Source organism: Buttiauxella sp. AC142 (assembly GCF_979253435.1).
The window spans coordinates 380,680-398,212 of the sequence record NZ_CEEDCH010000001.1; the positions used below are offsets into that span (position 1 = coordinate 380,680).

At 49.8% G+C, this 17,533-nt stretch carries 15 protein-coding genes; 3 read left to right on the forward strand and 12 right to left on the reverse strand.

Annotation, left to right across the window (positions count from 1 at the left end; all coding sequences use genetic code 11):
- Positions 1-5: 5 nt before the first annotated feature.
- The 11 genes from AC0IWZ_RS01745 to AC0IWZ_RS01795 form a co-directional block, all read right to left on the reverse strand.
- A complete protein-coding gene (locus AC0IWZ_RS01745) occupies positions 6-2,966 on the reverse strand; it encodes an ATP-binding protein (protein ID WP_471678302.1) in 2,961 nt (986 codons plus the stop codon).
- Between the two features lie 4 nt (positions 2,967-2,970).
- Positions 2,971-4,017: a DNA cytosine methyltransferase gene (locus AC0IWZ_RS01750; protein ID WP_124023389.1), complete on the reverse strand. Its 1,047-nt coding sequence runs from the start codon at positions 4,015-4,017 to the stop codon at positions 2,971-2,973.
- Positions 4,018-4,378: 361 nt separating this feature from the next.
- Entirely contained in the window at positions 4,379-5,860 is a 1,482-nt protein-coding gene (locus AC0IWZ_RS01755; RefSeq protein WP_471678301.1) for a conjugal transfer protein TraG N-terminal domain-containing protein, read from the reverse strand.
- Positions 5,857-6,045 (reverse strand): hypothetical protein, encoded by a 189-nt coding sequence (locus AC0IWZ_RS01760; RefSeq protein WP_471678300.1) that lies wholly within the window; start codon positions 6,043-6,045, stop codon positions 5,857-5,859. The genes AC0IWZ_RS01755 and AC0IWZ_RS01760 overlap by 4 nt, the downstream gene beginning before the upstream one ends.
- Positions 6,042-7,409 carry an integrating conjugative element protein gene (locus tag AC0IWZ_RS01765; RefSeq protein ID WP_471678299.1) on the reverse strand — a complete coding sequence of 456 codons (1,368 nt, stop codon included), beginning with the start codon at positions 7,407-7,409 and terminating at the stop codon, positions 6,042-6,044. Before AC0IWZ_RS01765 ends, AC0IWZ_RS01760 begins: the two co-directional genes overlap by 4 nt.
- A gap of 2 nt (positions 7,410-7,411) precedes the next feature.
- Complete coding sequence (locus tag AC0IWZ_RS01770; protein WP_471678298.1) at positions 7,412-8,347, reverse strand: TIGR03756 family integrating conjugative element protein; 936 nt, start codon at positions 8,345-8,347, stop codon at positions 7,412-7,414.
- 96 nt (positions 8,348-8,443) lie between these two features.
- Entirely contained in the window at positions 8,444-9,703 is a 1,260-nt protein-coding gene (locus AC0IWZ_RS01775) for a Gfo/Idh/MocA family protein (protein ID WP_471678297.1), read from the reverse strand.
- The gene (locus AC0IWZ_RS01780; RefSeq protein ID WP_471678296.1) at positions 9,685-12,375 is read right to left on the reverse strand and encodes a GH116 family glycosyl-hydrolase; all 2,691 of its coding nucleotides are present in this window, start codon (positions 12,373-12,375) and stop codon (positions 9,685-9,687) included. Before AC0IWZ_RS01780 ends, AC0IWZ_RS01775 begins: the two co-directional genes overlap by 19 nt.
- A complete protein-coding gene (locus AC0IWZ_RS01785) occupies positions 12,372-13,766 on the reverse strand; it encodes an MFS transporter (protein WP_471678295.1) in 1,395 nt (464 codons plus the stop codon). Before AC0IWZ_RS01785 ends, AC0IWZ_RS01780 begins: the two co-directional genes overlap by 4 nt.
- Positions 13,753-13,890, reverse strand: coding sequence for a hypothetical protein (locus tag AC0IWZ_RS01790; RefSeq protein ID WP_471678294.1), 138 nt, complete (start codon positions 13,888-13,890; stop codon positions 13,753-13,755). Before AC0IWZ_RS01790 ends, AC0IWZ_RS01785 begins: the two co-directional genes overlap by 14 nt.
- Before the next feature lie 74 nt (positions 13,891-13,964).
- Positions 13,965-14,261, reverse strand: a complete 297-nt coding sequence (locus tag AC0IWZ_RS01795) for a helix-turn-helix domain-containing protein (protein ID WP_471678293.1) — start codon at positions 14,259-14,261, stop codon at positions 13,965-13,967.
- Positions 14,262-14,370: 109 nt separating this feature from the next.
- Here AC0IWZ_RS01795 and AC0IWZ_RS01800 point away from each other — a divergent pair, with 109 nt between their 5' ends.
- The 3 genes from AC0IWZ_RS01800 (at position 14,371) to AC0IWZ_RS01810 (ending at position 16,310) form a co-directional block, all read left to right on the forward strand.
- On the forward strand, positions 14,371-14,610 hold the full coding sequence (locus tag AC0IWZ_RS01800) for a helix-turn-helix domain-containing protein (protein ID WP_471678292.1): 240 nt from the start codon (positions 14,371-14,373) through the stop codon (positions 14,608-14,610).
- A gap of 62 nt (positions 14,611-14,672) precedes the next feature.
- The gene (locus AC0IWZ_RS01805; protein WP_471678291.1) at positions 14,673-14,894 is read left to right on the forward strand and encodes a helix-turn-helix domain-containing protein; all 222 of its coding nucleotides are present in this window, start codon (positions 14,673-14,675) and stop codon (positions 14,892-14,894) included.
- A gap of 120 nt (positions 14,895-15,014) precedes the next feature.
- Complete coding sequence (locus AC0IWZ_RS01810) at positions 15,015-16,310, forward strand: hypothetical protein (RefSeq protein WP_471678290.1); 1,296 nt, start codon at positions 15,015-15,017, stop codon at positions 16,308-16,310.
- A 105-nt stretch (positions 16,311-16,415) separates the two neighbouring features.
- Here AC0IWZ_RS01810 and AC0IWZ_RS01815 read toward each other — a convergent pair whose 3' ends face one another.
- Positions 16,416-17,357, reverse strand: coding sequence for a hypothetical protein (locus tag AC0IWZ_RS01815; protein ID WP_471678289.1), 942 nt, complete (start codon positions 17,355-17,357; stop codon positions 16,416-16,418).
- Positions 17,358-17,533: the final 176 nt, after the last annotated feature.

Here is a 17,533-nt window from a genome sequence, read left to right on the forward strand (position 1 = left end):
ACCCGTTATTCACTTGTTTCTTCTGATGGTTCAATAATAAAGAAGGCACCTTGATCCGGTGTATAATCATCCAATTTTATACTAAACCCATCTCGGGATAAACATTCTTTCGAAATGAACAATCCCATTCCACGACCTCCTGTTTTTCTTGTAAATCCCATATCAAATATTATATCTCGATCTCTGGTTGAAACCCCAGGGCCAGTATCACCAATAATAAAGCCTGTGTTAGTAGCATCAAGTATAAGTCTTTTTTCTCCAGTTGTTTTTCCAAGCCAGTATATTGCATTATCAATTAGATTTATAAAGACAGGATAAATAGTTGATGTGTAAGTTACAACTTCTTGACTAACAAATTTAGAGGTAGTGAAAAGCTCAATTCCTTCTTTCTCAAAACGATCATCGAATACATCTCTGATAAACTCTAAAATAGCAGTTCCAGTTATATTCGTTTTAGATCGACTTAAGCGCCTTGTTAATGGTGTAAAGGTTTTTAAATAACCATCCAGATGATCAAAACTAGTTCTGATTTTCTGATAGATAATATCAAGCTTAGGGCTTCTATCTGCCCATGCTTTCAATTCTCTAAGCGCGCTTCTAATTGCTCTTATATTACCATTAAATTCATGATGTACTACGGAAAGAGCCATGCCAAGTAGTATTAACTCGGCGTTATTTGCTTGTTGGTCTCGTAAATGTTCAAGTTCAGTTTCGATTGCTTCGGTTACTTGAGCTGATGATAAATTTTCTGGAGTAGTACTATCGCTAATTATAGCAATTTGGTCAGTTAGTTTTTTTATTTCATTAATGACCTCATTTGAAGTATTCTCAATTTTACTTTCTAGATTTCTTTTGACATCCAATATATACGCAGTATCTTTGCCATTGAGATTAGTTGATTGGAACTCATAAGAAATATTTTTTAGCTCACTTTTATGTTTTTTCTTATTATCAGAGATTAGCTTATTTGTTTTAGATTGAACGTCTTTCAAAGCATTTTTTGCATCATTATATAGTTTAGCTAGTTCTTTGCCGTAGTAACTTTGTTGTAGATTCAAAGAATCCTCAAGTCTCTTCCGTAAGTTGAGAAAATCATTATTTTTATTATCTAATTCTATAAGCTTTCTATCAACGTTATCTTTTAGTTCATTTAATAATGACAATATTTTTTGTCTTTCTATTTGATATCTATCCCATAAGTTAGATAACTCTTTTGTTAATCCAACTCCAGACGGTTTCCTTATATCTAAAGAAGTACGTAGATTCTTTATGACAGTATCATTTTGTTCTTTAATTTTATTATATACATAATCTATGTTTGCATCTGTTATTTCTGTACTGGAAAAATATTCTTCATTTTTATTTATTAGTTTATTTATTTCAATATTCCAGTGATCGTTATCCAACTTATCGAAAAAATCATACAGATCTTTCTTTAATCTGTCTTTTTTAGCTTTAGTTTGTTTGGATCTTTTAGACAACAGATCATGTTCTTCATTTCTACGCTGCTTTGTCTCAACAAATAATTCAGACATGTCTCCATCATCTCTAAAGAAGTCTCTTGCTATTTCGATAAAGAAATTTTCAAGCATTTCTTTAAACTGCTTATATGGCTTATTTTCAATGAATCCTTCTCGCCCAGCCTTTTCGACTAACGAAGCATTGTTTTCTTTTGTTAATTCTATTGCTCCAAACAGGCGTCGATATGAGAAAAAGTATTCTGAGGCTGACATTGATCTTCGCTGTTCTATTTTTAGAAAATCTGTATTTGAGTCTCCATATGGTAAAATTCTTAGCCCATCTCTATAAATATATAGACCACCATATCGATCAGTTTTCTCTTTCAATGGAGTCCATAATTCAGCGGGTAAGCGTGAGTCACGTAATCGGCCATGAATATATGCTAATTTTATTTTAAATGGTCCACATTGAGTAAGTTGGTTATTGCTTTTCCATGTGACAACATGCTGGATCGGTTTTTCTCCATAAACAGAGACACTGCCACTGAATTGACCAAATTCGTTAAAATATCCCTCAATATGATGATCTGCAATATTGAATTCTTGTGGTGTGAAAAAAATGGATTCACTAATTCTATCAATACATTCACCATCCTCTAAATAATCTCTAAAGCGAGCTATAATTGGAGGGTTTGAATCACTATACATTGTGTTAGTGAAACCTAGTAAAGCTTTTTCTAATCGAGAAGACTGTTCTGTCATTCTACTACTTTCGTTTGGTGAGATATCATCAATTAATATCTCATCAGTGGGTTTGATAATGAAGTGAGTTCCATGCCCGTTTTCAGAGAGCTTTAAACCGCCCAATTTTCTTTCCCATATAATAGGGTCAAAGTCGAAAAGTGATAATTGTGTGTTTATTTGAGATATTTTTGTTTTTGATATTTTGTGTGATAATGAATCTACGTTTTTTCTTGCTTGTGTAAGCATTTCATCAAGAATTGATTTACTTAGAAACTCACCATTATTAATAGTTCTGATTGGTATATCTATATCATCAAGATCAAGTGAAGGAATTGTAAATAGACTCCAGTTAACAAATGCAGCAACTAGAGGTTTTAGATCATCGTTCCTTTTGGCTCTAGTAAGAACTAGCACCTGTGGCCCAATTGCTGCAATAGATAAACGACCTATACCTTTCTCTCCCATGATAGGGCGGAAAGTTTTATTTCTGTCTATCACAGGTTTATCGATGGCATCTTCGTCAATTAATTTGCTAGAGGTACCAATTGTTAACCATCTCTCTTCAAATTCATCAGCTGTCATGCCTAAACCATCATCTCTCAGGATAAGAAGATTTTCTTTCCTGAAAAAATCAACTTCAACATTATCAGCATAAGCATCGTGAGCATTTTTAAATAACTCACTTAAGGCAGTAGGTATACCAGCAATTTGTTGTCTGCCAAGCATGTCCAAAGCTCGGGCTTTTGTTTTTATTTTAGCCATATATCTATGAATCCTTATTAGTACAATTTTCTATGAGATGTAGCCCAAATAGTCTAGCAAGCTCGCAAGGTACAGCGTTGCCGATTTGCTTTGCCATTGAGTTCAGCGAACCTTTAAAAACATAACTTAAAGGAAATGTTTGTAATCTTGATGCTTCTCTTATGCTGATTGCTCTATGTTGATTGGGATCCGGATGCCCAAAACGACCATTGGAGTAACTATTACATTTCGTCGTAAGTGTAGGCGCAGGCCTATCCCAACTCATTCTTCCATAAGTGTCTGTATGGCCATCATAATTTTTATGGCATTTATTTACTAACTCTTCTGGCCAGTTTCTTCTATCCCCCCCCTCTGGAGTGTGCATAATTCTTTTTAGGTTAAGAGGGGTTAGTGTTCCTGCTCTATGTAAAGGATCTTTGGGATCAGTTTCTCCTGAACATAATTTTTTGAAGTCTTGGATATAATCCCGTACAGTTTTGAATGGAATTTTATTTTTACCATGAGTTATTTCAGGTGGCGTAACTTCACCTACTCGGCTGGCTAAGAGTACGAGCCTTTTTCTTCTCTGGGGGATCCCATAATTCTCAGAATTGGCTATAAAAGATATATAGTTATACTCTAATTCTTTAAGTAGTTTAATAAACTCCTGAAATGGACCTTCTTTTTCTTCATCAATTTTTTGCATTCCAGGAACATTCTCAAGCATAATATATTCAGGAAGGAGTTCTTTAATAAAACGATGAGTTTCATTTAGTAGATTTCTTCTTGAGTCATCACTGGTTTTATTTTTATTCTGTTGCGAAAATGGTTGACATGGCGCACATGCACTCAGCAACAAAGGCCGTTTAGCTTGAATATCAATGATTTCAGAGATATCTTTAGGCTCTATTTTTCTAATATCATCTTGGATGAATTTTGCATCAGGGAAGTTAGCTTTAAACGTTTCTGATGCTTGTGGGTCAATATCTAATCCAAGCTCGATATCAAAGCCGGCCTGACGTAGCCCTTCACTAGCTCCGCCACAGCCACAAAAAAAATCTATAACTATCAATTTGATACCTTCTTTGAACTAACTAGAATAAGTTGATATTTTAAATAAAATTGGTTGGTATGGATATAAACTTTGGTCACGCTACCGCCCTGAGGTCATGGCCATCCCCAGACCTTTTGAAGGGATTATGAACAACATTCAACCAATGTTCAACGATGTTAATCCATATAGATCATAATCTTAGTTAATGCTTTGGTCTTAAATTAAACAGAAATGGTTAAAGATAGCGCAAAAAATCATTAGGAAATCAGATGTCACGGGTGTTTGGTGGGGTTATACATAAAAATTGGGAATGCATTTTTTCAATAAAAGCGACATTTCATTACATTTTATATGTGTGTAGGAAAGTGAAGTTGATTAATCACTTCACAATCATCCCCCCTGCCTTACCCCCACTATCCTGCGCCACCTTAACTCCACCCGCCAGTGCCCCATTCACCGCCACGCCAACCTTCACTCCAGCCCATGTCATCGCACCCAACCAGAACGTCGGCAGCACCAGAAACATCGACCCCATCACCAGGTTAATAATCACGTCATCTTGCGTATTCTGGATCCCGGCCAGGTTCCAGCTACTGTGGGCATCGCTATTATAGAGCACATCCAGTAGCCAGCTATCAAGCCACCGCGCCAGTTCCCACCAGAAGGTGAGGAAGAACAGCGCGAACTGCACAAATGTCAGCGTCATCACTGCCTTTATATCCCACGCTGAACAGAGTGTTATCAGCGGAATGCAGATAACCAGCGCCATTTGTAGCAGTGCTTGTACCATTGGCAGTGCCTGGCGTACGCTGTCGAACGCCGGGAAGGCGACGATGCTGCCCAGCAGGTTGCCGGTAGTTGATGCCAGACGGGTAGCAGCATTTGCCATTGTGCCTTCAACATTGCCGCCGTAGCCGGGGTAAACGCGCCCGTTTTGCGACACCTGCATATTGCGCTCACTGACCAGCGAGCGCAGCACGGCCTCTTCATACAACGCCTGCGGCTGGCCGATTTTCTTAAATGCCGTCCAGATATCGGGTGCCGGGAGTTGCAGGAGCCGGGCCTTCAGCCCAATGGCGTCGTCAGTCCACCACTGTTTACAGGTGGGGTAACCACCGGCACCCGTATCGGCCAGCCCTGCATCGCGTGATGCGCTATACGGCCAGGCGCTGTGCGGTGAAAGTGCATGGTCGGTATCGTAGTAACCAGCCATGTTGAGAAAGTACGATGATCCCAGCCAGGCGGTATCATCACTGGTGTCTTTGTCCAGTTCTCCGGCGCGAAGCTTCAATCGGGCGCGGGAAGGGGCATAACACTCTTCAACAAAATCCCGCACTTCCTGCGCCAGCGCCGGATCCCTAATCCGGATGTGCTGCACCTCAAAGCGAAGCTGACGCAGGTCGGGCTGGCAGGGCAGAGTAGCAACTGTTGCGTTGGTGACGCCTTTGCTGATCGCATGAATAAAGTACCACCAGACCGGGACGGCGGCGGTTTTGCCGCCCAGTTCGTTGATGATGGGCTGATAGCCAGTGTCGGCTGGCTGTAGCACCGACATACCGCACTGTTTCGAACGCGTGGTGTCGTATTTGATGGTATCGAGGTCGATATTCAGCAGCGGCACGCAGGTGAACATAATCACCAGCAGTGAGGTGTACATCAGGTGCTCGGTCCATATCAGGGACAGCGCGGCTTTGTTGCCTTCATCCGCTCCCTGACCTCTGGCCTGTAGCCATAGCGCCAGCAGCTTAATCAGCAACGGCAGGGCGAACAGCCCGGTGGCGCTGATCGCCTCCCACAGCCCGTTATTAACCACCCAGCCGAGCAGCGTCAGAAAATATTCCAGATAGCTGTTGGTCGTCACCGGAATACCTCCGGCACGATTTCATTAAGCACAATCAGCACGATGAACATCAGCGCGATACGGCGGATCGCCGGGCGGTGCGGTGGAAAGTGTCGATACAGATGCCATCCGACTCCGCAAACCAGCGTGTACAGCACCATGCGGCAGGTCAGCAGCAGAGTGCCAGAGAACATCAGCCGTTTCATGGCGTCTCTCCACTGTTGGCTTTGTTCAGATCATTCATCCGCTTGTCGGTATCGTCCTCCACGCCGACTGCCTGGCCTTTGGTTTTCGCCCGCATGGTCTGGCGTTCGAGGATGGCGAGTGCGGCGTTATCCGCCAGTGCCTGGCGCATATCCAGTTCCAGCTTAAGCTGTGACAGTTCCTGGTCGAGCTGGGCGGAGGTCTGGGTCAGCGCGGTCTGCGCCTCTTTCTCGCCGGAGATATTGGGTTCGCGCATTCCCGCCAGCAGCGTGCGCCGTGCCATCAGCGCCTGCTCCATCACGCGGGAGAGCGCCAGTTCGCCGGAGAGCCGTTGGATAAGCACCGCCGCATCGGGATCGTCGCGCAGTGCCTCAATCACCCCGCGCGTCAGATGCAGTTCGCCGCCGCTGGCCTGCGCCAGCGTGTCATCGTTAACGGGCTGGTTGCGGTTCACCATATCGATAATCAGCGGCTGGATCTTATCCTGTTCTTCCTGAATCAGCGGCGTCAGCCCGACGCCGGACTGTGCGCCGCTTTGCTGGCTGGTATCGCCGGATTGATCGTTATCCGGGGCGACGTTAATCGTCTGCTCGCCAACCACCCGCGTCAGCCACTGCGCGGCGTCGTCGGGTTTGCTCCACACCTGGCACAGCTCACCCTGACAGTCACTGCCGGATACAGTGCTGGTACTGGTTGCGCTACGGTTATTGAGCAGGTTGTAACCGGCAACTGTGGTATCGCGTACCAGCTTAATGGGCGGCTGGCCTTTGCCGCCACGACGTTCGCCACCCACCCAGCGCTTGCCTTTCTCTGCCGCTTCTTCGGTAGCGCGTTGTTCGGCGCGAACGGCGTCCTTCTCGCTGGCGGCAATTCCCTGATAATTCTCTGCCTGTGCGCTCTGCGTCCATGCCGGGCCGAGCGCGTAATCGGTCATTTTGCCTGCCATCTTCTGGCAGCTTAGCAGTGACTTATCGAAATCGAGTCGCCCCTGAAGCACGCCGTTGGTCAACAGATCGTAGAGCTGAGGATTGGCGCGCTGGATAACCATCGCGGGCAGGCTGGCGACCGCACTGGTGGCGCTTTCGATAACCTCGCCCATCAGTTGCTGGAAGCCGTCCGTCACGCCGTTTAGCTGGTTGCGCACCGTGGTATCAATGTCGAAATTGCCGCACATCAGGTCGCTGTTCCAGCTTACGCCTGCCGCCAGTGGGAAGGTGTTGCGCCGGGTTGGTGGGGGCGATATGGCGGTACCACCGCCGATGCGGTAATACATCCAGTCGCTGATCGCCCCCTGTTGCTTATATTGATATTTGTCGGCTGCCGGGGCGAGAAAGGTGACAAATAAAAGACAGAGTACCGGGCGCATAGTTAACCTCCGCTGCTGCCAAGAAAAGTCTGCCCACGACGCGGGCAGCATTTGTAGGGCCGCCACAGCGTCCAGGTATACGCGCCATCTTCCGCCAACTTATCGGCGTAAGAATCGGTGACAGAACCATCCGGGAAGATGGCGCAGGCGGCGGATTTTTTGGGGACAAGCATTTGCCACTGATGGTTACTGCTGTTGCCTTCTGTAACCGGATCCGGTGGCCAGTAGCCATCGTGAGCGGAGGCGGTTAACGGAATATAAACATGTGACTGGCCGCTACGCGTTATCAGATCGGCCACGCGTTGGGCGACGACCGCGCCTGCTTTGTAATCGTGTGTCTGACTGAGCGCTCCGGCTCGCGGATAGATATTGCCCCACATATCGCCATCTTTGCTGACTTCGCGCAGTCCTGGCGTCAACGCCTCCGGATAAAACATTTCCGGTACACCGCTGCGCCAGGCGAGTGCATCCAGCGTGCTGAGAAAGTAGGGGAGAAATGGCTGTGAGGAGGGGGCGCAGACATAGCCAAACTGCGAGAAGAACTTTGCCAGCGCATCACCGGCAGGAAAGCCAATCGCATCAGCATTCTTAAACCGCACTTTGCTGTGCTGGCCGACGGCGCGGGGATTGGTATCGCCTCCCTGTTCAGCGACACCGGGTAGCGGTGGGCTTAGCGGCGACATCTCCGTCCACGGATTTTGCCCGGTGACGCTGTAGGCCGATACCACCAGATCCGGGCGGAAATGGCGCACTTTCACCGAGGTGCGCACCGAGCAGCCAAACGGCGTGCAGTACAACCAGTAACAGACGCCGACCACCCGATATTTCACACACTCAGGCGTAAGAGCTGAGGCGGCGATTTCCGGCGTGGTGATGGCCTGCGCCGGAAGCGAACCCAGAATTAGCACAATCAAAAGACGTTGAAGGGAGATAAACATAACTACCTGCGGCAACGGGCAATGCCGCAGGTGTAAGGTTTTTTTACTGCTCAGGCATTATGAAATTCAATACTGTCTGTGAATAATTCCCGTCCGCTACTTCAGGTACACTGTTCTTCCTTCTCGCCGCGATTGTTCCGCCGCAAATACTATGCGGTGGCTTTGCAGCGTGGCCTGCGGGCCGGAGAGGATATAACCGGGTGAGTGCTGGCTGACGGCATCGATAAACCGGGCGACCAGTGCCAGGTCGCCGCCGCTGTGTCCGGCGAGCTGCGTGCTGGGGGTATTCGCCTGGGTGTCGTATACCGTTTCCTGGTTCGTGGCAAAACGGAGCACTTTCAGAAAGCGTCCGTCACCGTCGATATAACCGTGACTGCCAAATAACCGTGTCTGGCGTTCAGCCATCGGGGTAAAGGCGGTCATGGTGAAGCTGGCAGTTTTGCCACCTGCAAATTGCATATTCACCACCTGGTGGTCCACTACGTTGTTGTCGCAGCGGTACACGCAACGCCCGTAAGGGCCGGTTTTCAGCGCGTTGAGGAGGTTTTCCGGCGTCGGGTCTGGCGTCAGGACGGATAGAAAACCTGGCGTACAGAAGGGCGACTCGCCGGTATAGATTTTCAGCGCCGAATACGGGCATGCGGCTTCCGTCGCAGGGGCACATTCAGTACAGCGTGCCGCTGCATCTGCGGGTTGGTTTTCCGGGCAGAAGTGGCTGAGATTCCCAAAAGAAGACACGGCCTCACAGGGCGAGTCCATCACATACTGTATCCAGTCGATATCGTGGCAGGATTTTGCCAGTAGCATAAAGGCTGCCTCCTCCGTGTTACGCCAGTTGCCACGTACAAACGAGTGGGCTTGATGCCACCATCCTACCGGCTCCAGATGCTGAAGGCTGATAAGTTCGCCGATGGCCTTGTCTGCCAGTAGCGTTTTCAGTGCCTGCGTGTAGTGCGTGTAGCGCAGTACATGGGCGACGGCGAACAGAATGCCGTTCGCCTGCGCAACCCGTACAATCTCCCGGCACTCATCCTCCTGCGGCGACAGCGGTTTTTCTAGCAATATGTCATAGCCCTGATGCGCAAACGCCAGCGCCGGAGCGATATGTTCGTTATCCGGCGTACAGATAAATACCGCATCGGCCACCCGCCCACAGGCCAGCGCATCGCGCCAGTCGTGCCAGATGCGCTCAGGCGGGATGGCATGGTGTGCGGCGAGCTGGAGGCGGTACTCAGTGCGAGGCTCTGCCACTGCCACCACCTGCATTCGTGTCGGTTGTTCCAGCGCGTAGCGGGCGTAAATTTCCCCGCGTGCGCCAGCCCCGACAATCAGAACTGTTACGGGTGAGTCAGACATTCTGTTTCCTCCTCTGTATTGGTCAGCCGAGTATCCTGCAGAAGAATACGCAGACAGTCGCCTTCATTCAGGGTGATACCCTGCGGAAAATGGAGCATGTGACGGCGGTCTTCTTCGGCCTTCAGTGCTTCGCCGTTGAGCGTGATGCGCCACACCAGGCCAGTGAACGGCCATCCAAACCACTCCAGCCGGAGCGTGCCGTGATGGATACTCAGCGTACAGGTGTATGTACTGGCACTGACAGTGCCCCACGCGCCTTCCGCCGACCAGAAGTAATGGTGGTAGGCCAGCGCGAGCGCCGGGTGGAAAGAGAGGCTGCGGGCATCCGCGCTGTAGTGGACGCCGCTGTATGCCAGCAGCAGGCCGTAACTGGCCATCGAGCGGGCGTAGTGGCTGCCGCACTCCATTTCGTTCCACGGATTACGGTTATCGCCCCGGTAGCGGTCACGGATGGCGCGGGTGATGGCTTCGCCTTCGGTGGTCATACCGCTGGCGACCATCAGGGCGGCAAGCTGGTACTCAAACCCGGACATCATCTCCTGGGCATAGGGCACCGGAATGGCGGGTATATCGCCTGCGGGCCAGCTACAGATGCACACGCCTTGTTCATCATTGATGCCGTACAGACGGCAGGGGTTGGTATGATGGCGGGCGTGGACAAAATTGTGTTGCCACAAAGCGTGCAGTGCCTGTTGTGCCTGGTCAGTGTCAAACACCGGTGGCAGGCTGTACAGCCAGGTGAACCACTGCCCCATAAGCTGGTCGATATGGCAGCCGCTGCCGAACTGGTATTTCAACTGGTGATTTTCTTTACACCAGTACTGTTGCCACACGTCACCGGATAAGCCGTAGTCGGCGGATTCCTCCGATGTGCGCCAGGCGGCCAGCGTTTCCCGGTCAGCCAGGTCAATGACCTGCTGAAAATATTCCCCGTTAAACAGCCTCTCCCGCAGAGTTACCCGTCCCCGGCGGGCAATGTTATGCCATAGCATCGCGTCATCACGGTGCCCGAGGTGATTTGCCATCGCGCAGCCTGCCTCCAACGCGGCGATATACAGCCCGGTGAGCCACGGGTTCGGACCGAATAGCTCCATATCCAGCGTGTGGTGCTGGCGTCCGGTCAGCACGCCACGCTGTTCCGGGTCCCACTGGTCCGGATTATGCTCACTCCAGGCAAAACGCAGCATGTCGCGCACGGCAGGCCACTTCTCTTCCAGCCAGACCCTATCACCGCACAACTGCCAGTCGCGGTAAATCGCCAGCACTTCGCCAAACTGGCCGTCGGTGCAGGCCCGGAACTCAAACGGGTCGTCGCCCGGCGGCAGGCGCAGCCGGAAACGCAGACTGCCGGAGGGGCGCAGGTTATATTGCTGATTCAGGTCGCGCATTGACCGGGAAAGGCGCGGGAACAGCCAGGGCAGCGCCAGAGCGTAGTGCCAGACGTGGGTGCAGGAGCCTTCGCAGCAGCCGATGTCTTCCAGCACGCCTTCCCAGCCCCACAGGCTGCCATCTTCCAGCCGCAGGCAAGTGGAGGATTTCAGTACTGAAAGGTTCGCAGAGACGGCATCGCGCACGCTCTCCGGCAGGCTGCTGTCGTGCAGCGCGTCGTGAAACGCCTGTGTCCGGCCAAACAGGAACTCCGCATGGTTTACTGTGTAATCCAGCACGGCATTCACGTCCGTAAAGCGGGTGGCGTAATGGTTACGCCAGGTTTTTTGGCCCTGATAATCCTCATAGCGCACCAGTTCCTGCGTACTCCGGTCGCGCCAGCGTGTCCAGTAGTTGTACGTCACCGGGCAGTACCAGCCCAGCCAGAAACGTACACGGCCCCGTTCCCCGGCAGCCAGGTGCAGGTGCGCTGCCAGCGAGGCGTGGTCGGCAAAGCGGGGCTGACTCTGTGCATACTCCCGTTCCGGCAGGCGTGTATATCCGCAGAAATCGCGCCAGAACATTGTCATGCTGTCGAACCAGTCCCCGCGGTACCCATACGTCTGCCAGCTTACGTCCTGCGCGTCGGTGGTCATCGCCAGTTCGGCATAACGTGGGTCGTCAGGCGGGTAATGGCTCTGTTCCAGTGTCACCACATGGCGGCCTTCGCGTATATCGTGCCGGTTCACGGTGCTGTCCGGTGCAAGCCCGTTGCACAGGCTCAGGCACAGGGTGTAATCCAGCGCTGCGTCTGTGGTGTTCTCCACCGCCAGCTCAAACCACGCCAGCGGCAGTGAGGAATTATCCTCATCACAGGGAATAAAGGGGTTAAACGCCAGCATGGTAACGTTGCCCGGAAATGCCGGGTCGCCAAATGACGCCTGTGCCATCGGGAACTCGCCGTCAAATTCGCAGGAGGCGAAGTGCGGCATCCCTGCCAGCGTCTCACCGTCCGGGCCGACGCCGTAGCCGGTATGGCGCTTGCGCAGCCGGTCGTGTATCTGCCACTGGCCGCAGGCATTGCCTTGCCAGTCGCCCTGAAGTACGCGGGCATCAACCAGCGCGCCGTTACGTTCCGCTTTCACCGCAAAATGAGTGTAACCGTGATGGTAACCCTTGTCGGGATGGTTAAAGATTTCCACGTCCGTGAGATGGCCATTTCCGGCAAGGCTGATGCAGCCGGTACCGATACCGCCGAGCGGGAAACGCACTTCACGGGCGATGCTGCCTGCATGAATCGTCATGATGACACCTCCTGGCTGTCGCGCAGGCGCAGGGCGTCGGCAATCCGGCGGTTCTCTGTAAACGTCAGGGGGTAGCGCAGCAGGATCAGCGGACAGACCAGTAAAATCAGGCCCGGAATGAGCGTAAATGAAGCGTTAATGCCGGAAAGGGTGACGCCTGCCTGCGAGACATTGGGCACATAATGAATCAGCCCGAGTACAAAACCGGTAGCTGCCCCGCCGATGGCCCCGGAAAACTTAAGCTGAAACAAATTGAGGGAGAAAATCATGCCGCCCGCCTGGCGGTGATGGTGATACTCATGCCAGGCCGCCACGTCCGGCAACAGGGTGCCGAGCAGCACCCCGAGTACGCCGAATAACAGGTGTGGCAGGCTGTTGAGCGTTACGGCAAGCCAGACTGGCACATCTGTCGTAAAGAACGTCAGCATACACAGCAGGCCAGCCATGGCGCAGGTCATGCAACTGGTGAGTCTGCGGTCAGTACGGTTCACCAGTAGCGGTGTCAGCGCAGCACCTGCCATGGCGGCCAGCGTGGAAGCGCCGAGGTAGGAGGTCATGGCCGCATCGCTTTTGACCAGGTATTTAAAGTAATAGAGGCAGAATCCTGAACGGGAGGCCAGTACGAAATTCAGCAGGAACCAGAAACCCATCAGTATTATCAGCGGGCGGTTGTGGCGCAGCAGCTCCGGGTACACCCGCCACGAGTGCAGGGTGCTCTCTTTGGGCGGCGGGACAGGCAGTTCGCGCACCCCGATAAAATTCACCAGCGCACAGGCCAGGAAAAACACGGCGTAAATCATTGCCACCTGGCTCCAGTTGTTCGCAAGCAGCGCCAGTAACGGCAGTGTCACCACGCTTGCCAGCCATGAACCGCAGGTGCCGCCGATGCGGGTCGCCACCACTACCCGATTACGGCTTTCCGGGTTCCGGGTGATGACGGTGGCGAGCGACCAGTAGGGCACATCAAATGCGGTATACGAGGTGCTGAGTAAAAAGTAGGTGATAGCAGCCCAGGCGATGGTGGCACTCATGCCCATCTGTGGGACGGAATATGTGGCGACCAGTGCCAGGGCGCAGACGATACCGCTGTACAACAGCCATGGGCGAAAACGCCCGAACCGGGTATGCGTGTTATCGAATATCCAGCCCCAGACGAGGTCGGAAAAGGTGTCCCAGATACGGGTGAGGAGGAATATCGTGCCGACGGTGGCGGCAGGGATGCCGACATAATCGGTGTAGTAGAGCATCAGGAAGGTAACAATCATGGTGCAGATCACGTTGTCGCCAATACCGCCCAATACATAGCTGGCAAGCGAGGCATAGCTTACTGTGCTGCTGGCGGCTGAAGGTGATGAAGACTGGATGTATTCCTGTGTTTCATGGATGCCCATATGAGCCTCCTGCCGGGCGTGGAGCCCACAACAAATAGGATGGCAGCGGGATAACGGCGCTGCCGCCGTGAACGATGGCTGTAACAACCTGCGGATGCAGTACAGACAGGATTGTAACTTGCATAAATAACACTCCTTATCGGCACGATATGAATGCCCTGCCCGACGATGGGAAAAACGGTTCTGGGTGGCAAGGTGTTAATGTTTCTCCGGAACCGGAAGATGAGGTGCTGGTACGTTGAGTTTCATGCTTGGTAGCGGTTTTTGGGGCTGGCGGTAATTCTCCTGGCCTTTGTAACGTGTGGGCCAGATTTCAGCAGGATGAAGGTTGAGTGCGCAGGCAATCAGCCACTCGCCTTTCGGCCAGGGGCGCGAAAGCGCATTCGCCAGCGTGGAGGAGGCCAGCCCTGCTTCCCGCGAGACGGCAGCCATACTGGTGCCACGTTTGTGCAGGGCGGCGATGATGTCGGCTGGGTGCCAGTCTTGTTTAGTCATTCTGGTTACCTCGGCTGTAGACTATAAGTCACACAGGTGTATGCTAGCACGCTTTTTATGTGACTTATAGTCCGTGGAACAATAAGCAACAAAGATTGATGCTGGCCGTATGGAAAAGACCGGATCAATCAAAAAAAAGCTAGGCAACCGAATCAGAGAACTTCGTCGGGAGAAGGGGTTGTCTCAGGAAGACTTTGCCGATAAATGTGGTATTGATCGCTCATATATGAGTGGAATAGAGCGTGGAGTACGAAACCCTACACTTGAAATATTGTGGGCAATCTCTGGTGGGCTGGGTTTGGATCTTAGCAATCTTTTCATTTTCGAAAAAATACAGAAGAAGAAATAGAAACGATGCCATGTGACTCATAGTCCGTGGTCTGATAGACGACAACACGTCATCTTTTCTGGATGAAAAATTCATCTAGTATCCAGGCTCTTTTTGGGGCACACCTTAAAAAGCTCAGGCTGCAATCAGGCTTATCTCAGGAAGCATTTGCTGATAAGTGTGGCCTTGATCGTACATATGTGAGCGGGATTGAACGGGGTGTTAGAAATCCAACTCTTGAAGTGATCTGTATCCTTTCGGCCGGGCTAGAGATTGAAATTAGTAAACTTTTTGAGTTTAGTTAATTGATTTTATAGATTATTTTATTATTATTTTTCTTATGGTGCATATTGCCAAAAAGTGATTTCGTTCAATCAACTGCCAGTGAGATTCTCTGATAATTTTCTCCGTAAAGGGAGAATGCCATGTCAGAGAACCAGCAACTCAATATCAATCAAACCTTACCTGAAGATCGGGAAGCGCTATACCACCTGGTCTGGCGCGAACCAGCGGAACGTATTGCTTCTCTTTACAACATCAGCATCGAAGGGCTAGCCAGGCGATGCGCTGAATTACAGATACCCAGGCCGCTTACTGGCTACTGGAAAGCGCTGGCGAAAGGGACTGCGCCTGCGATACCCGTTCTTCCTGACTTGAAAAAAGGTAAAACGGCAAAGATTCCGAAGAAGGCTGGCGTAATAGCACCATCATCCACCGTAACTTTAACAAAGCCATTACCTCCAACGACGCGAAAGCAAGCCACGATCACAGGCAATGGCTACGCGTTAATCAATGATCTCAAAACGTATCTCCCTAAGGCCAATGTGACTGAAGATGGTTACTACAAGCCTGCGAAAAAGAAGCTCCTGGATCTCAATGTGTCGGATACGGGGTTTGATAGCGCAATAGATTTCCTGAGCCGGTTTTTTGATGCCCTGGGGAAACAGGGCTATCGGGTAACGTTGGATGTGCCGGGAGAAAGGCTTCATCGGGCAGATATTGATATCAAGGAAGATCCGAAGGGAGAGGGGTATCGTTGGAATAATTTATGGCGGCCTTATACACCAAGTCTTATTTGTGTCGGTGATATGCACTTTGCATTCAATCTTGCCGAAATGACGGAGTATGTTCCGGCGAAGAAAGTTAAAAATCGCTATGTTCGGGACGAGCAAATGAGTCGGTGGATCCGTGGAAAAAACAGTGCGCCTTTTCTTCATGTTTCAAAGCATACGCTGCCTACCGGGCGGTTTCTGTTGCAGCTTTACTCGCCTTATTCATCTGCAAAATGGTTGGTTCAGTTCCGGCAGACCAAACAGTGTGGGTTTATAAGCCAGATCCCCAAGATGATTTTGGCGATGCAGGACGCTGTTCCGCTAATTACCAGGCAGTTAGAAGAGGCCAGAATCAAAGCCGAAGAGTGGCGTATTCAGTATGAGCGCGAACACGCTATCTATCTTGAAAAGGAGCGGATACGTCGGGAGGAAGAAGCATATAACGCCAGCCGCACCGAGCTGAAATCTATTATGGCGCAATGGGCAGAAGACAAGCGGGTGGAACAGTTTTTCTGTGAAGCAGAGCAGGATGCGGCGAGTCTTGATGAGCAGCAGAAGGTTCAGGTAATGGAACGCCTGCAACTGGCCCGGCAGTTTTTGTCGGAGGATTCAGCCGTCGAGCGGTTACTGAAATGGAAAACGCCGCAGGAGCGGTTGAACAAAGAATAGTCTATTGTTTTTGTTCTTTGACGAATTTACGTTTCTTGTTGTCACGACCCTGTTTGACAGGCAGCTAAGAGCGAGGAGCGGAGGGTATTGGAATGTCTAGATGAATCAAAAATCGCTCTCATCCTGATGGGCTTTTTCATGTAACATACTGTCGAGAGCCTCGAACAATTTTGTGCCAAGCGCTATTGCATGATCCAGTAATTTTTCTAAATCTTGCTCGGTAATCACTACTGGGTTACCGTCTTTGTCCTTACCGCCACGATGTACTAAGTGGTTACGAGTTAGTGTTGCATCGTCAATTTCGCCAATCGGCCAATTCTTTTGCGCGTCAATACCAAACGTAGCTTTGTAACGCTTTACAACTTGATCCGTATTATGCCAGCTTGTACTGATCAAATGCTCTTTGATTGTTTTGATCAACCTTTCCTTTATTATTTCAATAGGCTCTCCCCTGAAGAGCAAAGCTGTAATCTCTTTACTTACTTTAAAGTCATTTTTACTTTTTTCAATATAATCGGCAATATGGGATTCATTTTTCTCTATAGAGTTAATGAATAATTCGACATAAAGAGTTTCTAAGGTTGTGATAACGTTAGTATATAATATTCCGAGTAGATGCTCTTTTTGCTTATTAGGATGCTCAAACTTTGACAATGACTTTATTTTATCAATATTCTCCAAGAATTTATTAAAAGGTTTTTCGGAGGATATTACCGCATCGTACAAGTCGGTATCGTACCAATCAATGTTATCGGAATTGCCAGACCATTCGAAACACTCCCCTTGCAAATCGTCTACTAACTCTTGTATATAATCTAACTTTACATATGATTCAAACATCGCTTGTAACTCTTCGCTTGCATCGTATGGGCCGCCATAAATATAATGATACCCGCCTTGACGGCTTTCATAAGGGCAAGCATTTGCAGGGTCCTCGTAGTTCTTAAAAAACCAATCACGCATCACTTCAATTTGGACAGCCTTGCTTTTGTATCGCAAAGATTGAGGTCGTACTTTCTTCCCATCAATATTTAAAATTACTTTCATGACGCCACCCCTTATTATAAATTTTGGGACATCTTTGCCAGCGCTGGACTGATTTAGTTGGCACGTTGTTAATATTTCCACCTCTGGCAAAACACTGCTGTTGCAGCTTTGGCAAGCTCAGATTTTAATTGAGCCGTATATGCTCTGTAGAAATATCACGATTACATCCAGTTGAT

Bases quoted from the DNA above. Each gene is read 5' to 3' on its own strand.
- AC0IWZ_RS01745 (WP_471678302.1), bottom strand. From the start codon at position 2,966: ATGGCTAAAATAAAAACAAAAGCCCGAGCTTTGGACATGCTTGGCAGA.
- AC0IWZ_RS01760 (WP_471678300.1), bottom strand. From the start codon at position 6,045: ATGAAACGGCTGATGTTCTCTGGCACTCTGCTGCTGACCTGCCGCATG.
- AC0IWZ_RS01765 (WP_471678299.1), bottom strand. From the start codon at position 7,409: ATGCGCCCGGTACTCTGTCTTTTATTTGTCACCTTTCTCGCCCCGGCA.
- AC0IWZ_RS01770 (WP_471678298.1), bottom strand. From the start codon at position 8,347: ATGTTTATCTCCCTTCAACGTCTTTTGATTGTGCTAATTCTGGGTTCG.
- AC0IWZ_RS01775 (WP_471678297.1), bottom strand. From the start codon at position 9,703: ATGTCTGACTCACCCGTAACAGTTCTGATTGTCGGGGCTGGCGCACGC.
- AC0IWZ_RS01780 (WP_471678296.1), bottom strand. From the start codon at position 12,375: ATGACGATTCATGCAGGCAGCATCGCCCGTGAAGTGCGTTTCCCGCTC.
- AC0IWZ_RS01785 (WP_471678295.1), bottom strand. From the start codon at position 13,766: ATGGGCATCCATGAAACACAGGAATACATCCAGTCTTCATCACCTTCA.
- AC0IWZ_RS01790 (WP_471678294.1), bottom strand. From the start codon at position 13,890: ATGCAAGTTACAATCCTGTCTGTACTGCATCCGCAGGTTGTTACAGCC.
- AC0IWZ_RS01795 (WP_471678293.1), bottom strand. From the start codon at position 14,261: ATGACTAAACAAGACTGGCACCCAGCCGACATCATCGCCGCCCTGCAC.
- AC0IWZ_RS01800 (WP_471678292.1), top strand. From the start codon at position 14,371: ATGGAAAAGACCGGATCAATCAAAAAAAAGCTAGGCAACCGAATCAGA.
- AC0IWZ_RS01805 (WP_471678291.1), top strand. From the start codon at position 14,673: ATGAAAAATTCATCTAGTATCCAGGCTCTTTTTGGGGCACACCTTAAA.
- AC0IWZ_RS01810 (WP_471678290.1), top strand. From the start codon at position 15,015: ATGTCAGAGAACCAGCAACTCAATATCAATCAAACCTTACCTGAAGAT.
- AC0IWZ_RS01815 (WP_471678289.1), bottom strand. From the start codon at position 17,357: ATGAAAGTAATTTTAAATATTGATGGGAAGAAAGTACGACCTCAATCT.